Annotated in this window: 11 protein-coding genes; 6 read left to right on the forward strand and 5 right to left on the reverse strand. The window is 25.7% G+C overall.

The features are described 5' to 3' along the window. Nucleotides 1–291: 291 nt before the first annotated feature. Nucleotides 292–1,578: a serine hydrolase gene (locus tag J7M87_RS07865; protein WP_291650348.1), complete on the reverse strand. Its 1,287-nt coding sequence runs from the start codon at nt 1,576–1,578 to the stop codon at nt 292–294. 508 nt (nt 1,579–2,086) lie between these two features. On the opposite strand from J7M87_RS07865, the gene J7M87_RS07870 reads away from it, so the two are divergent. After that, nucleotides 2,087–2,755, forward strand: a complete 669-nt coding sequence (locus tag J7M87_RS07870) for a polysaccharide deacetylase family protein (RefSeq protein WP_291650350.1) — start codon at nt 2,087–2,089, stop codon at nt 2,753–2,755. A 47-nt stretch (nt 2,756–2,802) separates the two neighbouring features. Here J7M87_RS07870 and J7M87_RS07875 read toward each other — a convergent pair whose 3' ends face one another. Together J7M87_RS07875 and J7M87_RS07880 are read right to left on the reverse strand one after the other, a co-directional pair. Further along, nucleotides 2,803–3,531: a type 1 glutamine amidotransferase gene (locus J7M87_RS07875; RefSeq protein ID WP_291650352.1), complete on the reverse strand. Its 729-nt coding sequence runs from the start codon at nt 3,529–3,531 to the stop codon at nt 2,803–2,805. A gap of 16 nt (nt 3,532–3,547) precedes the next feature. Then, a complete protein-coding gene (locus J7M87_RS07880) occupies nt 3,548–4,906 on the reverse strand; it encodes a Mur ligase family protein (RefSeq protein WP_291650354.1) in 1,359 nt (452 codons plus the stop codon). Nucleotides 4,907–5,113: 207 nt separating this feature from the next. Here J7M87_RS07880 and J7M87_RS07885 point away from each other — a divergent pair, with 207 nt between their 5' ends. The 5 genes from J7M87_RS07885 (at nt 5,114) to J7M87_RS07905 (ending at nt 12,804) form a co-directional block, all read left to right on the forward strand. Continuing rightward, entirely contained in the window at nt 5,114–6,031 is a 918-nt protein-coding gene (locus J7M87_RS07885; RefSeq protein WP_291650356.1) for an alpha/beta hydrolase, read from the forward strand. Nucleotides 6,032–6,178: 147 nt separating this feature from the next. Then, on the forward strand, nt 6,179–8,098 hold the full coding sequence (locus J7M87_RS07890; RefSeq protein WP_291650358.1) for a PAS domain-containing sensor histidine kinase: 1,920 nt from the start codon (nt 6,179–6,181) through the stop codon (nt 8,096–8,098). An 18-nt stretch (nt 8,099–8,116) separates the two neighbouring features. Then, nucleotides 8,117–10,120: a HAMP domain-containing sensor histidine kinase gene (locus J7M87_RS07895; RefSeq protein ID WP_291650360.1), complete on the forward strand. Its 2,004-nt coding sequence runs from the start codon at nt 8,117–8,119 to the stop codon at nt 10,118–10,120. A 60-nt stretch (nt 10,121–10,180) separates the two neighbouring features. Continuing rightward, nucleotides 10,181–10,783, forward strand: a complete 603-nt coding sequence (locus tag J7M87_RS07900; protein ID WP_291650362.1) for a TspO/MBR family protein — start codon at nt 10,181–10,183, stop codon at nt 10,781–10,783. A gap of 68 nt (nt 10,784–10,851) precedes the next feature. Beyond that, complete coding sequence (locus J7M87_RS07905) at nt 10,852–12,804, forward strand: DNA topoisomerase (protein ID WP_291650364.1); 1,953 nt, start codon at nt 10,852–10,854, stop codon at nt 12,802–12,804. Nucleotides 12,805–12,852: 48 nt separating this feature from the next. On the opposite strand, the gene J7M87_RS07910 is transcribed toward J7M87_RS07905, so the two are convergent. Both J7M87_RS07910 and J7M87_RS07915 read right to left on the reverse strand, forming a co-directional pair. After that, nucleotides 12,853–13,557 carry an LrgB family protein gene (locus J7M87_RS07910; RefSeq protein ID WP_291650366.1) on the reverse strand — a complete coding sequence of 235 codons (705 nt, stop codon included), beginning with the start codon at nt 13,555–13,557 and terminating at the stop codon, nt 12,853–12,855. Then, nucleotides 13,557–13,934 carry a CidA/LrgA family protein gene (locus J7M87_RS07915; protein ID WP_291650368.1) on the reverse strand — a complete coding sequence of 126 codons (378 nt, stop codon included), beginning with the start codon at nt 13,932–13,934 and terminating at the stop codon, nt 13,557–13,559. The genes J7M87_RS07910 and J7M87_RS07915 overlap by 1 nt, the downstream gene beginning before the upstream one ends. Between the last annotated feature and the right edge of the window lie 163 nt (nt 13,935–14,097).

Raw genomic sequence — 14,097 nt, forward strand, 5'->3', positions numbered from 1 at the left:
ATAATAATATTAGATTTCAAAAAAGGTTAAAAAATATGGCTCCAATTAAATATCGAAGCCATTTTTGTAATTCACAATGATATATCCCTTTTAACAATGTCTACTTTTTAGGGGTCAGACCAAAACACGAGCCCCTTTTAAATCATTGATTTTACTTACTTAAAGACGTTTCTAAACTTAAATAGAAATTTTTATATATTATTTATATATAAGCAAAATGGAAGCTCAAATTAGAACTTCCATTTTTATCGGCTGTATCAAAATTTATTTTGATACAGTCCCTTTTGTTTTTTAATAATATCTTCTTCTTCTTTTTTTCATATTAATTATTCTTACTATAAATATTATTAAAACTAATATAATTATAAGTATAAGTAGTGATAATAAATATAAGGATAAGTTAGCTTTAATTAGTTCAAAAGAGGAGAGCTTAATTGTTCCTGAAACTTCTTTAGTATATCCTGGAGTTGAGAAGGTTAATTTAATTTCTTTATTACCACTTAATTTCCAGGCGTCTCTTACATCTCCATTGTAAGAAAGTGAAGCATTTTTATCATTAAAATCATTTTTATAGTATTCAACATTTTCATTAACAAGTATAGGAGCTGTTATTTGCTTTTCAGGACCAAAGAATCTAAATGCTTTATAAGTTAAATCTACAGTACCAATTTCCTCGCTAGCATTTTTATATATTTCTTTTGGTGCTGAGTAACTATAGTTAGCTAATTTTTCTGTATCTTCAAAAACATTAAGGCCTCTTGCGCCATATTCAGACTTTAATACTACAGTAACTAAATCCCTACCATCTCTTTCATAAAAACCAACAAAACAATGTCCAGCTTGCTCTTCAGTTCCTGTTTTACCACCTATATTACCATTCTTACCAAGTATTTTATTTCTAGACTCAATTATTATAGGAGTACCAGAAAGGCTAACACTAATTTGATCATTTTTAGGTGCCATAGTTTCTCTAACCCAATCATTTTTAAAAGCTGCAATTCCTATTTGGGCTAAATCATATGCTGTAGTTTGATTTATTTCAGTATTGCTAGGATTTAAAGGATCGATTTCTAGTCCTGATGGATTAACAAAATGAGTATCTTTAAGACCTAATGCAGCAGCTCTATCGTTCATCATATTTACAAAGTTATCTACGGTTCCACCAACCGATTCTGCCATTAAGTATGCAGTATCATTTGCTGAAAAAATCATTACAGATTTCATAGTATCTTCAGCTGAAATTTTATCTCCAGCTTTTATTTCTTTATAGTTATTTAGTGATGTTTCAGTAACTTTAACTACAGTATCACTAAATGTTAATGTGTCTGACTTTGATTTGTTCTCTGCAAAAAGCAAAGCAGTCATAAGTTTAGTAGTACTTGCAGGTGATAATTTTAAATCAGCATTTTTTGAATAAATAACCTCACCTGTATTAATATCCATTGTTATAGCGGCTTCTCCGATAATTTCTGGAGCTTGAATATTTGTCTCTTGTGCATTTACTATATTAGCAAAAGGAGCTAATAACGAAATAGAAAGAGCAACTGCCAGCGACTTTAGTAAATTTTTCTTTTTCAATTTCATCTCCCCATTTCTAAAGGTTTTAATATATATAAGTTGTATTAAATTATATAGCTAACAAAAATATATAACTAAATTATGTGAAATATAATATTATAAAAATTATGTATTTTAGTAACTTATATAAAATTCAAACAATATATGGCTTCTTTGTATGGTTTCTTTCAACATATTTATTTAAAGCATATTTATTTAATTTATTGCCTATTTAATATTATACTATAAATAAGTATGCATACTAACAAATTAAACATGAATATGATTTAATTTCTTATGTTGAAATTATTTGGTTATACACAAATCTAAGTATAACACCCACTTTACATAATAACAACATATAGAATGATTGTTAAGTGGTTTAATTTACATGTAATATAATTTTAATAATTGTACAAAATAGAAATATAAGCAGGAGGTGGTTAATATCAAAAGATTTAGAAGTTATTTTAGTTTTTTTGCACTCTTTATATTTCTTAACAATATAAATTATATCCCGGTTTCCGCATTGTATACAAAAAATCACATGAAAACTGTATATTTAACTTTTGATGATGGGCCATCTGTAAATATAACTAAAGAGTTAATTAATATCTTAAATAAAAATGATATCAAAGCAACTTTTTTTGTGGTAGGAGATTATGCTAATATATATCCTTATATGATAAAATCTTTAAATGAAAATGGAATGAGTATAATGCCTCATTGCAATATTCATGATTATACATTCTTATATAAAAATGAAGAAAGTTATTTTAAAGATTTAGATAAATGTAAAAGTACTATAGAAGGCATATTAGGAAAAAGAAACTTAAATTTTGTAAGATTACCAGGTGGTTCTGATAATACGGTTTGTGATATTAATGTATTATCTAAAATAAAAGATAGAATATCAAGCAATGGTGAATATTATATAGATTGGACTATTGCAACAGGAGATGCGGAATATAAAGATTCATCAGCAGAGTTTATTAATTCAAGAATAAGAGATGAAGGTGGATTATATGATGTTGAGGTAGTTCTTATGCATGATTTAGGCGATAAATATGCAACTGTAGAATCACTTCAAGAAATAATTAATTTTTATAAAGAAAAAGGTTATAAGTTTAAGTCATTAAATGAAATTGAAGACTGGGAAATTCAATATTTAAAAGATATAAAGGTATTAAATAAATAAGAAAAAATTTAAGGCAAACTATTATAATATAATAGTTTGCCTTAAATTTATTTTTTATTTTCTAATCTTTTTATCATAACTTCTTTTGCTTTTAGCTCAAGAGAATCATCTATATTTTCTAGGCTTATATTTCCATATTTCTTACTTAAGGCTATATTTAAAAATCTATCTGCTAATTCAGGATTTTTAGATAATAATGATCCATGAAAATAGCTACAAAATGTATTTTTATATATACAGCCCTCATTCCCATCTTCACCATTATTTCCGTAACCATGAATGCACTTTCCTAGTGGCTTTAATCCATTAGTGTAAGTTCTACCAGAATGATTTTCAAAACCTACATACGTTTCATTAAAATCTTCATTATAGATAACTGTATTTCCTATAAAACGAGTATCCCCACCTTCGGTATATATATCAAGAATTCCTAATCCTTCGATTTTTTCACCGTTTGGAGCCATATAGTATTTCCCGAGTAATTGATAACCACCGCAAATTGCAATAACTACTTTTTCATCTTCAATATATTTTTGTAAGCTAGGCTTTTTTATAGTTTTTAAATCATTAGAAACTATTGATTGCTCAAAATCTTGGCCACCACCAAAAAATAGAATATCTGTATTTTCTGAATCAAATTCATCATTTAATGAAGTATTAATTATATTAACCTTTATTCCTCTTTGTTCAGCTCTATGTTTAAGTATTAGAATATTACCAACATCTCCATAAACATTAAGTAAATCAGGATAAAGATGACAAATATTTAATTCCATTTATAAACCTCCTTATTTACCAAAGTTTTTTAATGTAACCTTTTGAATGAAGATATTTTCTAAAGTTAATCATAGCAGTATAAGTAGCAAGAACATAAATTTTATCATTTTTACTATTTTTAATTTTTTCTGTTAAATCTTCAAAGGTTTCTTCAATTATAAAAGTCTCTTTATTTAATCCGGCTACATTAAGTCTAACAGCCATATCATAACATCTTATACCAGAAACGAATATTTCATTAATATTAAGGTCATGAAGTTTTTCAAAGTCGACATCCCATATCCAAGAAACATCAGTACCATCAGCATAATTATCATTTAAAAGAAATGCTGCAGCAAATGGATCTTTATTTAAGCAAAGTGTATCTAAAGCTTGATTATATCCTGCAGGATTTTTAACTAAAATAATTTTTACATCTTTACCCTCGATATTTAATGATTCTTGTCTTCCAAAACTAGAATCTTGGTTTTGTAATGATTTTTTTATTGAACTATCATTCATTCCAAGTTCTTTAGTTACAGCATAAGCACAAAGACCATTATAAATGTTATATGCACCTGATTGGCTTATAGTAACTTCTAAATCATTAAGTTTTACAGTTGAACTATCAGGTGTTAATTCTATGACTTCATTTACTGCATATTCTAAAGGAGCTCTTTTAAAACCACAGCCTGTACAGTAGAAGTCACCTAAATGATTGTATGTAATATGATTATATTCATAAGGAGACTTACAGAATTTGCAGAATTTAGCATCGGCATTTATTTCTATATCCTTATTATCTCCTATACTTGCATTAAAACCATAAAATACAGTTTTATTTTGAAGTTCTAATTTACCTAGGAGAGATTCATCTCCATTTAAGACTAATGTAGTATTAGGAGAAAGATGAATTCCTTCTAATATTTTTGATAAAGTAGTGTAAACTTCACCATATCTATCTAGCTGATCTCTAAAAAGGTTTGTTACAGTTATTATTTCTGGATTAATATATTTGGTTATATATTTTAAGTTAGCTTCATCAACTTCAATAATTGCATAAGAATCTTCGACTTTATCAAAGAACTTATAGTTATCAATGAAGGTTGTAACTATTCCAGGAAAAAGGTTTGCACCAGTATTATTAGTAATAACCTTATTTCCACTTTCTTTTATAATGTTATAAATCATGCTAGTTGTAGTAGTTTTACCATTAGTACCTGTGATTAAAACTACTTTGTAGCCCTTTGATACTTTTGAAAGTATATTTTTATCTATCTTTAAGGCCACTTTTCCAGGGAAGGTTGTTCCCCCTTTTAGTATTGTTTTTGTTAGGAAAATTGTAATTTTTGAAGCTATAATGCTTATTATTGATTTAATACTAATCTTTTTCACCACCTTATAATACTTATCAAATATTATATACAATAATATTAATAGATAATCAAATAATAATAAATTTTTGATTTTAACTATGAATAGTATATCATAACTTTATATACTTACAAATAAAGTTGTTATAAGATTTTATTAATTATTGAAGTTTGACAGGTATAAATATAGAAGAGATAATATAATAAATAGAAAAATGGGGGAGTAACTATGAAGAATTTCGTTTTTAAAAATAAAGAAGGAGTAGATATTAGTTGTTATAAATGGAGTGATAATTCAAGGAAACCAAAAGCAGTTATTCAAATAGTTCATGGGATGGCAGAATGGGCAGGAAGATATGATTATTTTGCAAATAGACTTGTTGAAGAGGGATATGTAGTTTATGCTCATGATCATAGTGGGCATGGAAAAAGTGTAAATAACTTGAATGAACTAGGTTTTATAAGTAAAGAAAATAGATTTTATTCAATGCTTGAAGATACAAGAAGATTAAATGAAATAATTAAAAATGAAAATAAAGGGATACCATTAATATTATTTGGACATAGTATGGGATCTTTCTTAAGTCAAAGATATATACAAATGTATGGAAATACTATTGATGCTCTTATTTTATCTGGAAGTAATGGAAGGCCAAAATCATTTACTAAAGCGGGGTTATTTGTTTCTAAATTGGAAATATTGATTAAAGGAAATAATAAAAGAAGTGGTTTGATGGACAAGTTATCCTTTGGAGGATTTAATAAAAGTGTAAAAAATCCAAGAACTAGTTTTGATTGGTTATGCTCAGATGAAAATGAAGTAGATAAGTATATAAATGATAAATACTGTGGATTTATATATCCAACTCCTTTTTATTATGACTTAATAAATGGATTATGGGACATACATAGAGATGAAAATATAGAAAAAATAAAAAAATTAGATATCCCTATATACATATTTGCAGGTGATAAAGATCCAGTTGGGTATTTTGGTGAAGGAATAATAAATCTTTATGAAATGTATAAAAATACTGGATTAAAAGATATAAGTTATAAGTTGTATAAAGATGGAAGACATGAGATACTAAATGAAGCAAATAAAGATGAAGTTATTAATGATGTCATAAAATGGTTAGAAAAATAGAATATTAAAATAAATATATGAACTTATGTATAAGTTCATATATTTATCATATCAACAAAAAATCTACAAAAGTTTCTAAAATTATTCACATATAAAAGGAAATGATGTAAAATTATGTAGTAATAATTGGTGGTGAGGAGAAAAAGGGTGGATTATAATAATTTTAGAATGAGAATTTATTATATTGATATGAAAAAATTATTATCATACATATTAATAAGCTTAATTATATTTAGTATTTACCAGATAGCTTTGATATACGACTTTAGAGCTATATATGATATTGTACAAGCAGTGAAGATAATTACATCTATGATTTTACTTATGTTTATAATACATTTAAAGAGCTTAACTAAAAAAGATATTTACGGGATATTACAAATATTCCTTTTTACTTTGTGTATAGTGTTTATAGTATTTTTAACTCCTGAAAATCAATTTCAAGGATTGAAAATAGTTCTTTCTAAGCTAGGATACAGTAATTGTTATGAGTTTCAACTTCTTAATATAGTAATGTTATATTATATAATAGCAAAATATAAAGATGTCAATGGAAGTGGCAAGAAAATTTATTTAGAGTATATATTATTATTTGGAGTTGTTTCATTTGTAAGTTTAATAAACAATATTATAGACAAGAATTTTACATATTTATTATATATAATTACAGCTACAGTGTTTTTACTAGGAACATATAGGTATCTTAATATAAATAAGGAAAGCTTTAATAAAAAAATATATTTGCTAAAATTAAACTTAAATATTATAATGATAGACTTTATTATTATGACCTTTATGAAGAATTCAGAAATATATTTGCTTGTTGATATAGTTAGGGTGATAAAATTGCTAATTTATATAGCCACTACTTTATCTATAATAGTCAATATATCAAAGGAAAATTATAATTTTATATTTAAAGAAACAGTTAAGACAAATAAAAAATTAGAAGAGATAAATAATGAAATAATACAAAGCAATTATAAATTAGAAGAAGCTTATGGCAAGTTAAAGGATAGACACTTATTATATAAAAGTTTTTTAGGGTGCTTACCGGATCCCATAGTAATAATAAATAATAATCTTAGGATATCTTATTGTAATTCAAATTTTTTAAAAATAATAGAAAAAGAAAATTTAAGAGAAGTTGTAAATAGAAGAATAGATAACTACATAGATTTTAATATTGATATAAGAAAAATAGTAGTTAATATAAATAAAGATCCCTATTCTACGACGATAGATAAAGATGATAAGAAATTAGAAGTTAGATTCTTTTCTTTAAATGGTGAAGAATCAGAATGTATATTATTATTAAAAGATTTGACTGAAGAAATAAAGCTTGTATCCATGAAAGAAGAGTTAGAGAGCATAAAAATGAAAGAGGAAATAAAGAGAAACTTTTTATCGAGTATTTCTCATGATTTAAAGATACCTATAAGCGTAATATATTCAGCAATACAATTAGAAAAAATATTGATTGAAAATAATGATATAGAAAAAATAAATGCTTATAATGAAATAAGTAAGCAAAATTGTTTTCTTCTTACTAAATTTGCTAATAATCTTATAGATACTAGTAGAATAGATTCGGAAAACTTAGATGCAAATTTAGTTTTAGATAACATTGTAGAATTTGTTGAGGATTATTTAGACTCTCTTTCTACAAACATAAAAAGCAATGGAATAAATATGCTTTTTGATACGGATGAAGAAGAGATATATGTTTATTTTGATAAAGAGATGATGCAAAGAGTTATATTGAATTTGGTATCAAATTCAATAAAATTTACTAATGAGGATGGAACTATATTTATAAATATAAAGAATTCAGAAGAAGAAGTACTTATAGAGGTAGGGGATACTGGAATAGGTATGAGCAAAGAATTTATAAAAAAAGCCTTTAATAAGTATGAAGTTGAAGATAGAGTGAAAAATAATAGTTCAACAGGTTTTGGAGTAGGTCTTTTTGTTGTATATAATTTAGTTAAGGCTCAAAATGGAGATATAGAAATAATTAGTGATATAGGAAAAGGAACTATTTTTACAATTAAGTTGTATAAATGAAGGGTGATTGGAAGATAGATGTTAAGTGAAAAAAAATATAGGCATAAAGGGTTAATGTTTAATATATTTATACCTATACTTGTAATTCTAATTATTATTAATATAGCTTTTAAAATGATAAATGAATACATATTTATAACTAGATTACTTTGTTTTTCAATATCAATACTAATATTCATAATAAGCATTGTAAGAGTTAATAACAAGGATTTAGGAGTGCTAAGATATATTGGGGTTGGTTATTTTTATATAGCTATATTAAGGTTTATAGACCTAGAATATTTATGGCAAGAGGAAAGAATTGGACTTCATATGTCTTTCATAGGGCTTATTACATATTTAGAGCTAATAAATATAATATCAAGCATAATTTTATATAAGAAAAGATATTCTCACAGAATTCAAAATTTAGTTTTCATTATAGCTATACCTATAATTTATATACTTCCATTAGGAGCATACAATGAATTAATTTATTTAAGAGAGATAAATGATCCTAATAAGCAATTCATTATAAATCAAATTATATTACTTATTTTATTTGGAGTTATATTATATCAATATAAGAAGTTAGGTAAAGAGAATAAATGGATCATATATACTAGTGTATTACTAATAATAAGTGATACACTTATTGCACTGATAGCAATATTAAATGTAAATTTAACATCTCTTATATGGATTATAAAATTGTTAGCATATTTTTTAGTTTATGAGATTTTTGAAGAAACGCTATTATCTAATGCGTATTCAAGTGCATATGAAAGTTTAAATAGAGTAAGAAAAATTGAAACTAATTTACATAAAAATTTAAAAGGAAGAGAGAAAGAATTAAAAGAATTAAATTTGCTTTTAGAAAAGAGTGAAAAAAGGTATTACGATGTTGTCAAAGCTTTTTCTGATGGATTACTACTTTTTGAAAATGATATTATGATTCATTCAAATTATTATAATGATATATATTATAATATGCCTAGTAGACTAGTATGTACTCAAAGTGATTTAAGACTAAACTATATATTAAATAACATTATAGGTATAGAATATCCTGATGATTATGATATAAATAATTTATCTGCTGAGGTAAGTATGAAAGATGAATATGGAGAAACTAAAGAATTAGAAGTTAGTTTGGTTAAGATCCATGATAATAAAAAAATATTGTTATTTAATGATGTGACTAAATTAGTAAAGCAGAGAGATGAAATTTTAAAAATTGAGAAGAAGATTAATGACGAAAATATTAAGGATGAATTTTATTCTAATATATCACATGAATTAAGAACTCCTATAAATGTTATTTATTCTGCACTTCAATTAAATGAAATGTATTTAAAGAATTGTGAAGTAGAAAAAATTAATAGAAATAATAATGTAATAAGACAAAATTGTCTAAGGCTAATTAGAACGATTAATAACTTTATAGATAGTAATAAGCTTTCAGAAGGATTTTTAGAAATTAATAAAAAGGTTTATAATATTGTAGATATAATAGAAAATGTAGTCTTATCATGTAATTTTTATATGAATCTTAGAGAAACAAAATTAACTTTTGATCCTGAGTATGAAGAAATATACTTTTATTGTGATAAAGATTATATAGAGAGAATAATGTTAAACATTTTATCTAACTCTTTAAAGTATGGTAAATTTAAAGGGAATATATATGTTATGGTAAAAGTGGAAAATAAACAAAATATAGTTATAGAAGTTATAAATGATGCTGAAGCTATTCCAGAAGATAAGAGAAAGGTTATATTTGATAAATTTACAAAGGTGAATACATCATTAAATAGGCCTTCAGAAGGAAGTGGTTTAGGCTTATTTTTAACTAAGGGATTAGTAGAATTACATAATGGAGAAATAACTATAAATGCAGGAGTAAAGTATGGAAATATATTTAAAATAGCACTTCCATATAATAATAATATTAAGGGAGAAGTTGTATTACTAAATAATGATGTAGAGATTAATGAATTACAAGAAAAAATAGATATAGAATTTTCAGATATATATTTTTAATTTCATAAATTAAAATACAAATGCATATATAATAATGAATATTATATAGAGGTGCATTAAATGAAAAGTAAGGAAAAGAAACTTAATAAAGCAAAATTTAGTAAAAAGGATCTTAAAAAGCATGAGAAAGTAAAACATAATAAAACACATAAAAAACATAAAAGTTTAAATATATTTAAAGTGAATGGTGAGTTTAAATTAATACCTTTAATAATTAATATATTAATACCAGTAGGGGCTGGATTTATAGTAGGATATCTTAATCAAAACTCCATTGCTACATATGAAACTTTAAATAAGCCATTTTTTAACCCTCCAGCTATTATATTTCCAATAATATGGACAATATTATATATATTAATGGGAATTGCAGCATATAGAATATATATGAGGAATAAGCAAGGGACTGATGATAAGGGAGCATATTTCTTTTATCTAGTTCAATTAATATTTAACTTAATGTGGAGTTTTATATTTTTTACATTTAGGCTATATGCAATTTCATTTTTCTGGATTATAATACTATTTGTTTTAGTAATGATAACATTTATTAAATTTATTAGAGTGGATAAAGTATCTGCATTTTTATTAACACCATATATGTTATGGCTTATATTTGCAGGAGTTTTAAATTATTTTATTTGGCTACTTAATGAAATGTAATTTAATATGTAGTATAATAAAAATAAGCCTTCTTCTGAAGGTTTATTTTATTTAGAAAGGGAGTTTCTATGGGGAAAACTTTATTTATAGCAGAAAAACCATCAGTAGCTATGGACTTTGTAAAGCTACTTAATGTTAAGGGGAAAAGAAGCAATGGATATATAGAGGGAGAAAAGAGCATTTTTACATGGTGTGTAGGACATATGGTTACTATGAGTTATCCGGAAGCTTATGACGAAAAATTAAAATTTTGGAACTTGAGAGATTTACCTTTTTTACCTAATGAGTATAAGTATGAAGTTATTTCTTCAGCTTCAGCTCAATTTAATATTGTTAGTAGTTTAATGAATAGAGAAGATGTTGATAGTATATATGTATGTACTGACTCTGGAAGAGAAGGAGAATATATATATAGATTAGTAGATGATATGGCTGGCAAACCAAATAAGATAAAGAAAAGGGTTTGGATTGATTCTCAAACAGAAGAAGAAATAAAAAGAGGGATTAAAGAGGCAAAACCGCTATCAGAATATGATTCGTTAGCACATTCAGCATATTTAAGAGCAAAGGAAGATTATATCTTTGGTATAAACTTTTCAAGATTATTAACTCTTATGTATGGAAAGACATTATCTAATGTATTAAGAAAAGATAAGAATGTGGTTGTAGCGGTCGGAAGAGTTATGACTTGCGTTCTTGGAATGGTAGTAGAAAGAGAAAGAGAAATAAGAAGTTTTAAAAAAACATCTTTTTATAAGATATCTGGAGACTTTATTAGAGATAATGATGAAGCTATTATAAAAGGTGACTGGAAAGCAATAGATGGATCTGAGTATTTTGAATCTCCAAAGCTTTATAATGAAGTAGGGTTTAAAAAGAAAGAAGATGCTGAAATCTTAATTAAGGATTTAAGAGATATTGGGTTTGGAACAGTTAAGGAAGTCAAAAAAACAAAGGAAAAAAAGAATGCACCACTTTTATATAACTTAGCAGAATTACAAAATGAATGCACAAAGAGATTCAAAATAAGTCCTGATGAAACATTAAAAATAGTTCAAGGATTGTATGAAAAGAAGATGGTTACATATCCAAGAACAGATGCAAGAGTACTATCAACAGCTGTAGCAAAAGGAATAAAAGGAAATATATTAAAACTTAAAAATATGCCAATAGGAGAAGAGTTAACAAATATCACAATAGAAATATTAGAAAAAGATTATCCAAAGTCTATAATGAAAAGCAAATATGTAGATGATAGTAAAATTACAGATCACTATGCTATTATACCAACAGGTGAAGGAAAAGATACTTTAAGTAAATTGCCTAGTTTAGATAAACAAGTTTATTATATTATACTTAGAAGATTTTTATCTATTTTCTATCCACCAGCACAATATAGTAAAATGTCTATTACAATATCAGTTGGGAATGAAAATTTTATTTTAAATAAAAAGATATGTGTTGATAAAGGATATTTAATTGTTCTTGGAAATGAAAAAGATGAAGAACAAGAAGCTTTTCCTGAGAATTTAAGGAAGGGAACAAAATTAAATATAAATGAGTTAGAAATAAAAGAGGGAGAAACATCCCCGCCAAAGAGATATACAACAGGTTCAATGATAATTGCTATGGAGAATGCAGGAAAGTTAATAGAAGATGAAGAGTTGCGTGAGCATATAAAGGGTGCTGGTATTGGAACTTCAGCAACTAGAGCAGAAATATTGAAAAAATTAATTAATATAGAATACATACAATCGAATAAAAAAAACCAGGTTATAACTCCAACAGAACTTGGAGAAATGATTTATGAAGCAATTAGTGTATCGATTCCTTCACTTTTAAATCCATCTTTGACAGCTTCTTGGGAAAAAGGATTAAAGATGGTAAATGATAAAGAAATTAAACCAGATGAATTTATGGTTAAATTAGAAGCTTATACTAGAAAAAACACTGCTAGAGTATTAAATAATTCTAATATAGGACTTTTAAATACAAAACTATTAAAAATAAAGAATCAATAGAATAAAACTAGTAAAGTTTAACATATAATTAAACTTTACTAGTTTTATTTATTTTACAAATATTAAAAATAAACTATATAAAGCTGGAGCTAGGAATACCGTCATTATACCAGCAATTCCAATAGATAGTGAGCTCATTGCACCTTCTGTTTCACCAAGTTCTAACGCTTTTGTTGTTCCAACAGCATGTGCAGCAGTTCCTAAGGAAATTCCAACTGCAACTCTTTCTTTAATCTTAAATATTTTACATAGAATAGGTCCTATTACAGCACCGATTATTCCAGATAAGATTATAGCCAATACCGTTACAGGTGATAAGCCTCCAAGTTGATTTGTAATTTCTATTCCTATTGGTGTAGTAACAGATTTAGCAAGTAAAGAGATAGTAAGTATATTTTCCATGCCGAAAATATTACCTATTAAGAAAACTGAAGCTATTCCAACACTACTTCCAATTAATATACCTATTACTATTGGTAATAAGTGCTCTTTAAGTAATTGTAATTGCTTATATAAAGGTACTGCTAAAACTACGGTTGCAGGTCCTAGAAACATATTTATAAATTGCCCACCTTTATTATAAACATCAAAATCTATATTAAATAATACTAAAAATCCAATCACTAACGCTATAGATATTAGTAGTGGATTAAATAGTGGAAATTTTGTTTTTTTATAGATAAAAAGTCCAATTTCAAAGGCTATTAGTGAAATTACTAGTCCAAATAAGATATTTTCAGTTAAAATGTTCATTATTTTGATTCATATCCTTTCTTAGTTTTTGTCTTTTGAAGATTCATAACAAATTGAACTACACTTCCTGTGACTACTATAACGATAGATGTAGTAATTATACATAATAGTATAATAAGTATTAAACTATCTTTAATAGAATCAAAGGATGTTATAAGTCCTACACCAGCAGGAATAAAGAAAAAAGCAAGATGATCTAAAAAGAAGTTAGACACCGTTTCAACTTTTTCAACTTTAACTATCTTGCTACATAATAATGCTAATAAGATTATCATTCCTAATATATTGCCAGGTATAGGCAAGGAAAGAACTTTAGAAATAAGCTCTCCAATTAAGTAAATACCAAGAATTATTATGGCTTCCCTAAAAATTTTCATAGCGTGACCTCCTTAAACTATCCAATTAATAATTTAGCACTATTAAATAGAGATGTAAATGCAATAATAAAATTTACAAGCCCTATTTTCAAGTGTTATATGTTACAGAACTATCTAATATAAATTAAAATATCTTATTTTTTAACAAAATTTGCTCTGAACT

The sequence above is a fragment of the Clostridium sp. genome, assembly GCF_017888565.1.
In the GTDB taxonomy this organism is placed as follows: domain Bacteria; phylum Bacillota; class Clostridia; order Clostridiales; family Clostridiaceae; genus Clostridium.